Source organism: Actinoplanes sp. NPDC020271 (genome assembly GCF_044388125.1).
Classification (GTDB): Bacteria; Actinomycetota; Actinomycetes; order Mycobacteriales; family Micromonosporaceae; genus Actinoplanes.
Map to the genome: position 1 here is coordinate 1 of NZ_JBIRWQ010000065.1, position 8,528 is coordinate 8,528.

Genomic DNA, 8,528 nt, shown 5'->3' on the forward strand with positions numbered 1-8,528 from the left:
TGCTGCGTTCGCTGAGGTGCTGGGTGTGGAGTCGGTCGGTGTCGATGATGACTTCTTCCAGTTGGGTGGGCATTCGCTGCTGGCGGTGCGGCTGGTGCAGGTGTTGCGGGAACGTGGTCTGACGGTGTCGGTGCGGGCGTTGTTCGAGTCGCCGACGCCGGTGGGGTTGGCGGCCAGTGCTGGTGGTGAGCAGGTCACTGCGCCGCGGAGTCTCATCCCGTGGGGTGTGGGGCGGGTTACGCCGGACATGGTGCCGATGGTGGCGTTGTCGCAGGCCGAGTTGGATCGGGTGGTGGCCGCGGTGCCGGGTGGTGCGGCGAATGTGGCGGATCTGTATCCGCTGGCGCCGTTGCAGGAGGGCATGCTCTTCCATCATTTGATGGCCGGTGACGGCGTGGATGTCTACGTTTCGCAGCAGGTTCTGGAGTTCGACTCGCGGGAGCGTCTGGATACCTTCGCTCGCGCCTTGCAGCAGGTGATCGACCGGCACGACATCTACCGGACCGCTGTCTTCTGGGACGGCCTGCCCGAACCCGTGCAAGTGGTGTGCCGGCAGGTGCAACTTCCCGTCGTGGAACACGTCCTCGACGCGGACGACCCCGACCGGGCCGCCACGCTGGTCCGCCTCGCCGGACCGGCGATGCCGATGGGCCGCGCACCTCTGATGGACCTGCACGTCGCCGCGCTCCCCGGCGGTCGCCGGCTCGGTGCGGTCCGCATCCACCACATGGTTCAGGACCACCTGGGCATGGAGGTGCTGGTCCGGGAGCTGCGGGCGGTGCTGGCCGGTGACGGTGCCTCGCTGGCCCCGGCGCTGCCGTTCCGCGACTTCGTGGCGCAGGCCCGGAACGGGGTGGACCGGGCCGAACACGAACGGTACTTCGCCGAACTGCTCGGCGACGTCACCGAGACCACCGCGCCGTACGGGCTGACCGAGGTCCTCGGCGACGGCACCGGCATCCGTCACGAGCGGATCGTCCTCGACCCGGACCTGGCCGCGCGGCTGCGTGACCTCGCCCAGAGTCTCGGCGTCAGCACCGCCACCATCCTGCACGTGGCCTGGGCACGGGTGCTGTCGGTGCTGTCCGGCCGCGACGACGTCGTCTTCGGCACCGTCCTCTTCGGCCGGTTGACCGCCGGCGCCGGGTCGGACCGGGTGGTCGGGCCGTTCATCAACACCCTGCCGGTACGTGTCCGCACCCGCGATGCCGGCGCCCGCGCCGCCGTCGACGCCATGCGCAGCCAGCTCGCCGCCCTGCTGGAACACGAGCACGCCCCGCTGGTCCTGGCGCAGCAGGCCAGCGGCATCACCGGCAACGCCCCGCTGTTCACGTCACTGTTCAACTACCGCCACACCGACCGCGTCGCCACCCGCCCCGGCGACTGGGCCGAGTTGGGCATCCGCGCCGTCGCCACCCGCGAGCGGGACAACTACCCGCTGAGCGTCTCGGTCAACGACCACGGCGCCGACGGGCTCAGCTTCACCGTCGAGGTGGTCACGCCGCACGACCCGGGCGCCATCGGCCGGCTGCTGCGAACCGCGGTGGAGAACCTGGCCGGCGCGTTGAGCGACACGCTCGCCGGCGACAACGACGCCGGGTTGAACACGCTCCCCGTCGTCGGCGCCGCCGACCGGGACCGGATCGTGCACGACTGGAACGACACCGCGCTGCCCACGCCGGCCGCCACCTTCCCGGAGCTGTTCGAGCGGCAGGTACGACGTACCCCGCAAGCGCCGGCGCTGGTCTTCGGTGACTCGTACCGGGCGAGTTACGCGGAGCTGAACGCAGCGGCGAACCGGCTGGCACGGCTGCTGATCGACGGTGGCGCGGGACCGGAGTCGGTGGTGGCGCTGGCGTTGCCGCGCTCGGCGGACATGGTGGTGGCGATCCTCGCGGTGTGGAAGGCCGGCGCCGCGTACCTGCCGGTCGACCCGGACCTGCCGGGTGAGCGGATCGGATTCCTGCTCCGCGACGCCGCACCCGCGCTGGTGGTGACCACAGCCGCCGCTGCTGCCGAGGGCGTGCACGCCGCGTCGCCCACGGGCCTCCCGGTTCTCGTGTTCGACGCCGCGGCGACGGCCGGCCGGCTGGCGCACCTGGCCGGCACCGACGTCACCGACGCGGACCGGCTCGCGCCGCTCCGCCCGGACAACTGCGCCTACCTGCTCTATACCTCCGGTTCGACAGGTGCGCCCAAGGGCGCCCTGATCGAGCACCGCGGCGTGGTCAACCTCTTCGCCCATCACCGCGCCGGCTACGTGACCGACGCCGGAGGGGTACGGCTGCGCGCGGGCCTGAGCGCGGCGTTCTCCTTCGACACCTCCCTGGAAGGCGTGCTGCTGCTCGGTGACGGTCACGAGTTGCACGTCCTCGACGACGACACCCGCAGTGACCCGGACGCGTTCGTCGAATATGTCGCCACCCGGCGGCTCGACTTCCTCGACGTCACACCCTCGTACGCCCAGCAACTGCTCCCGGCCGGGCTGCTGACCGATCCGCGGCACCGGCCGAAGGTCCTGTCGCTCGGCGGCGAGGCGATCAGCGAGCCGCTTTGGCGCGCGCTCGTCGCCGTGCCGGAGACCGCCACCTACAACTTCTACGGCCCGACCGAGGCCACGGTCGACGCCCTGACCGGCCGCCTGACCGGTGACCAGCCGACGATCGGCCGGCCGGTGGCCAACACGCGGGCGTACGTGCTCGACAGCAGCCTGTCCCCGGTGCCGGTCGGGGTGGTGGGCGAGCTGTACGTGGCGGGGGCCGGGCTGGCGCGTGGCTACGCGGGCCGGGCGGGCCTGACCGGATCCCGGTTCGTGGCGAACCCGTTCGGGGCCGGTGAGCGTATGTACCGCACCGGCGATCTGGCCCGGTGGACGGCGGACGGCCACGTGGCCTACGCGGGCCGTGCCGACGATCAGGTGAAGATCCGTGGCTTCCGGATCGAGCCGGGTGAGATCGAGGCGACCCTGCTGACCCATCCCGCGGTCGTGCGCACGGCGGTGATCGCCCGCGACGACAGCCCGGGCGGCAAGCGGCTGGTCGCGTACGTCGTCGCCGACGGGGACACCGGGGACCTGACCGGCTTCGTCGCCGAGCGGCTGCCGGCGTACCTGGTGCCCGCCGCGGTCGTGCACCTGCCGGAACTGCCGTTGAACGCCAACGGCAAGCTGGACCGCGCGGCCCTGCCGGCGCCGGAGTACGCCACGGGGAGCGACCGGGCACCGGCCACCGTGCGGGAGGAACTGCTCTGCACGGCGTTCGCCGAGGTGCTGGGTGTGGAGTCGGTCGGTGTCGACGACGACTTCTTCCGTCTCGGCGGACACTCACTGCTGGCCGTGCGGCTGCTGTCGCGCATCCGCTCGGTCTTCGGGGCCGGGTTGACGCTGCGGGCCCTGTTCGAGGCGCCGACGGTGGCCGGCGTGGCCGCCCGGCTGGCCGGCGACGAGGTGGACCGGGTACGCGTGCCGTTACGTGCCGCGCAGCGGCCCGGACGACTGCCGCTCTCCTTCGAGCAGCACCGCCTCTGGTTCGTCGAACAGCTCGAGGGGCCGAGCGCCAACTACAACATGCGCACCACGATCCGCCCGGCCGAGCGGCTCGAACCCGGTGCGCTGACCGAGGCGTTCCGCGACGTGATCGACAGACACGAGCCGCTGCGCACGCTGATCCGGGCCGCGGACGGGGAGCCGTACCAGCTCATCCTGGAGCCCGGTGCCGTCGACTGGTCGCTGCAACGGCGCCCGGTCGCCGCGGACGAGCTGACCCGCGTGCTGGACGAGGCGGCACAGCTCCCCTTCGACCTGGCCACCGACCTGCCGATCCGCGCATGGCTGTTCGAGACGGAGACCGGCACGCAGACCCTGCTGCTGGTGATGCACCACAGCGCCGGGGACGGCTGGTCGATGGGCCCGATGCAGCGGGACCTGTCGCAGGCCTACGCCGCCCGGCTCGCCGGCGCCGCCCCGCAGTGGTCCCCGCTGCCGGTCCAGTACGCCGACTACGCCCTGTGGCAGCGTGACGTGCTCAGCGAGGAACGCCTGTCGGCGCAGGCCGCCTACTGGCGGGAGGCGCTGGCCGGGGCGCCGGCGGAGCTGGACCTGCCGTACGACCATGCCCGCCGTGCCCAGCCGGGGCACCGCGGGCACCGGGTGCCGGTGGACATCCCGGCGGACCTGCACCGCCGCCTGCTGGAAACCGCACGGCACGAGGGCGTCACCCTCTCGATGATCTTGCAGGGCGCGCTGGCGGTGACGCTGTCCCGCTTCGGCGCCGGCACCGACGTCCCGTTCGGGGTGACCGTTGCCGGCCGGACCGACGAGGCGCTCGAGGATCTCGTCGGGTTCTTCGTGAACACACTGGTGATCCGGGCCGACCTGACCGGCGACCCGGCGCTGCGCGACGTGCTGGGCCGGGTCCGGGCCACGGGGCTCGCGGCGTTCGACAACCAGGATGTGCCGTTCGAGCGGCTGGTCGAGGAGCTCGCGCCGGAACGCGTCCACGGCCGGCACCCGCTTTTCCAGGTCGTCCTGACCGTGCAGACGGTCGCGCGCCGGTCCTCCTGGCTGGTCGCCGAGCCGGCCGCGCAGCTGCCGCCGGATGCCGCAATGGCCAAGTTCGACCTCGACTTCCTGGTGGAGGAGAACCTCGGCCCGGGCGGTGTGCCCGGCGGCGTCCGGGGCGCGGTGCTGGCCTCGGCGGACCTGTTCGAGCCCGGCACCGCCCAGCGGTTGACCCGCGGCTGGCTGAACGTGCTGCGCACGGTGGCCGACGCCCCGGACACCCCGCTGAGCCGGGTCGTGGTCGCCGACGCCGACGAGCAGCGGATGGTCACCGGGCCCTGGAGCCGCGGCGCCGGCAGCTCGGGCCGGGGCAGCATCCCGGACCTGTTCGAGGCTCGGGTGGCCGGCACGCCGGACGCCGCTGCACTGGTCGGCCCGGGGTTCCGGCTGACCTACCGCGAGCTGGACGACCGGGCCAACCAGCTCGCCCGCCACCTGATCGGGCTCGGGGTGTCCGCCGGCACCACGGTCGCGGTCGCGATGGGGCGCGGTCCCCAGCTGATCGTCGCCTGGCTGGGCATCCTCAAAGCCGGTGGCGCGTACGTGCCGATCGACGCGGGCTACCCGGCGGAACGCGTCGCGTTGATGCTGCGGGACTCGGCCGCGACGGTGGTGCTGACCGACGGAGACGAACAGGTCCGGGTCGCCGGGTTCGGGGTGACCGTGGTGTCGTTCGACGACCCGGTCACGGCCGTCACGCTCGACCTGCTCGACGCGACCCCGCCGGCGCGCACGCTCCTGCCCGGGCATCCGGCGCACGTGATCTACACGTCCGGTTCCACCGGCGTACCCAAGGGTGTGGTTGTTCTGCATCAGGGTGTGGACCGGGTGGCCCGGCATGTGGACGTGCGTGCCGGCGATGTGATCAGCCAGATGGCCTCGGTCTCCTTCGACGCGAGCACGCTGGAGGTGTGGGGTGCGCTGCTCAACGGCGCGACCCTGGCGATCCCCGGCCGCGACGAGCAGTCGGTCAGCGAACTGCGGGACTTCCTGACCGAGTACGGCGTCACGATCGCCTGGCTGACCGCCGGCCTGTTCCACGAGGTGATCGACGTCGACGTGCGGGCCCTTTCCGGCCTGAGCCAGGTGTGGGCGGGTGGCGACCGGCTGTCCCCGGCGCACTGCCTGCGGCTGCTCGACGAACTGCCGGGGGTGGCGCTGACCAACGTGTACGGCCCCACCGAGTGCACGGTCTTCACCACGACGCACGCCGTGCGCGGCGACGAGCTGCGCGACGGCGGCAGCGTGCCGATCGGCGAGCCGGTCACGGCCAGCGGCGTCTACGTGCTCGACGAGTCGCTGCGACCGGTGCCGATCGGGGTGCCCGGCGAGCTCTACACCACCGGCGCGGGCCTGGCCCGGGGGTATGCCGGGCGTGCCGCGTTCACCGCCGAACGCTTCGTGGCCTGCCCGTTCGAGCCGGGCGAGCGGATGTACCGCACCGGTGACCGGGTCCGCTGGACCGGCGAGGGCCACCTGCTCTTCCTCGACCGCGCCGACCAGCAGGTGAAGATTCGGGGGTTCCGGATCGAGCTGGGTGAGATCCAGGCCGTTCTGACCGGCCACCCCGCGGTGGCCCAGGCCGAAGTGGTTGCCCGGGCGGACGATCCGGCGGACGTACGCCTCGTCGCGTACGTGGTGCCGGCGGCCGGGCACAGTGACCTGGAGAGTGAGCTTCGGGAGTACGTCGCCGGCCACCTTCCCGGCTACCTGGTGCCGGCCGCCGTCGTGCCGCTGGACGCGTTCCCGCTGACGATCAACGGCAAGGTGGACCGCCGCAAGCTACCCGCACCGGACTACGCCGCGGCCGCCGCGCCTGCCCGCCGGCGGCCCGCCACGGTGCGGGAGGAACTGCTGTGCGGGATCTTCGCCGAGGTGCTCGGGCTGGAATCGATCGGTGTCGACGACGACTTCTTCCACCTCGGTGGGCACTCGCTGCTCGCCACCCGGCTGGTGTCCCGCATCCGGGCGATGCTCGGGCTGGAGCTGCCGCTGCAAGCGCTGTTCGAGACGCCGACCGTGGCCGGTCTGGCCGTACGGCTGGCCGGCGACCTCGGTGCGGCACGGCTCCCGCTGGCCACCGCCGCCCGCCCGGACCGGGTGCCGCTGTCGTTCGCCCAGCGCCGGCTCTGGTTCTTCGCGCAGCTGGAGGGACCGAGCGGCACCTACAACATCCCGGTCGCGATCCGCCTGACCGGTGACCTCGACGTGGCGGCGCTGAACGCGGCTCTGCACGACGTGCTGGAACGACACGAGTCGCTGCGCACCGTTTTCCCGTCGGTGGACGGCGAACCGTACCAGCGGATCATCGACGTGCGGGACCTGGACTGGCAGGTGCACCGGGTCCGGACGGACGACCTGAGCGCCGCGGTCGAGGTGGCCGCGCAGCACGCGTTCGACCTCTCCGCGGAACTGCCGATCCGGGTCGCGCTCTTCGAGTCCGGTACGGGCGAGCGGGTGCTGCTGCTGGTGGTGCATCACATCGCCGGTGACGGCTGGTCCATGGCTCCGCTCGGGCGCGACGTGTCACGGGCGTACGCGGCGCGGCGCCGTGGCGCCGCCCCGGACTGGGAGCCGTTGCCGGTGCAGTACGCCGACTACACCCTGTGGCAGCGCGGCCTGCTCGGCGCCGAAGACGACCCGGACAGCCCGCTGGCGGCACAGCTCGGCTACTGGCGGCGGGCGCTGGACGGCGTACCCGGGGAATTGACGTTGCCGGCCGACCGGCCGCGACCCGCCGTCGCGACCCGGCGCGGGCATGCCCTGCCGCTGTCGATCTCGGCCGCGACGCACCAGCGGCTGGCCGGGCTGGCTCGGTCCGAGGGCGTGACGCTGTTCATGGTGGTGCAGGCCGTGCTGGCGGTGACGTTGTCGCGGCTGGGTGCGGGTGTCGACATTCCGATCGGCTCGGCGGTGGCCGGGCGTACCGATGAGGCGTTGAACGATCTGGTCGGGTTCTTTGTCAACACGCTGGTGATTCGTACGGATCTGGCGGGTGACCCGGATTTCCGGCAGGTTCTGGCCCGGGTCCGGGAGACGTCGCTGGAGGCGATGGCGCACCAGGACGTGCCGTTCGAGCGCATCGTCGAGGAACTGGCGCCGGAACGGTCGCTGTCGCGGCATCCGCTGTTCCAGGTGATGCTCACCGTGCAGAACAACGACCGCGGCGCCCTGGACCTGGCGGACGTGACCACCGCGTCCTGGCGCTCCGACGCGGGGATGTCGTCGTCCCAGTTCGACCTCGAACTGACGCTCGCCGAACGTTTCGACGAGCACGGGCGCCCCGCCGGGCTGGGCGGCTGGATGGTCGCGTCCGCCGACCTGTTCGACCCGGCCTCGCTCGAGTCGATCGCCGGCCGGTGGGTGTGCGTGCTCGACACCGTCACCGCGGACCCCGGGCTGCGGCTGCACGAGATCGACGTGGTCGGCGCCGACGAGCGCGACCGGATCCTGTACGGGTGGAACGACACCGCGGCGGAGTTGCCCGCCTCGTCGGTCGTCAGCATGTTCGAGGAGCGGGTGCGGCAGACCCCGGACGCGTCCGCGCTGGTGTTCGAGGACACCGAGATGTCATACGCCGAACTGGGCGCCGCTTCGGAGCGCCTGGCGCGGGCGCTGGTCCGGCACGGGGTGGGCGCCGAGTCGGTGGTCGGTCTCCGCCTGCCCCGCGGCACGGAGCTGGTGACCGCGATCCTCGCGGTGTGGAAGGCCGGTGCGGCGTACCTGCCGATCGGGCCGGACCTGCCGGACGAGCGGGTCGCGTTCATGCTCGCCGACACCGGCGCGAACGTGGTCGTCGCCGACCGCCCGCTGCCCGGGGTGCGCCTGGTGCGGCCGTCCGAGGAGGCCGGCCCGGAAATCGCGCTTCCCGCCTGCGTCGATCCGGCTGCTCTGGCGTACGTGATTTACACGTCGGGGTCGACGGGTGTGCCGAAGGGTGTGGGGGTTTCGCATGGTGCGGTGGTGAATC

1 protein-coding gene is annotated in these 8,528 nt (G+C 72.5%); it reads left to right on the forward strand.

Annotated elements, in window-relative coordinates; translation table 11 throughout:
* Positions 1-25: 25 nt before the first annotated feature.
* On the forward strand, positions 26-8,528 hold an 8,503-nt coding region (locus tag ACH442_RS47545; protein ID WP_396344833.1), incomplete at its 3' end, for an amino acid adenylation domain-containing protein.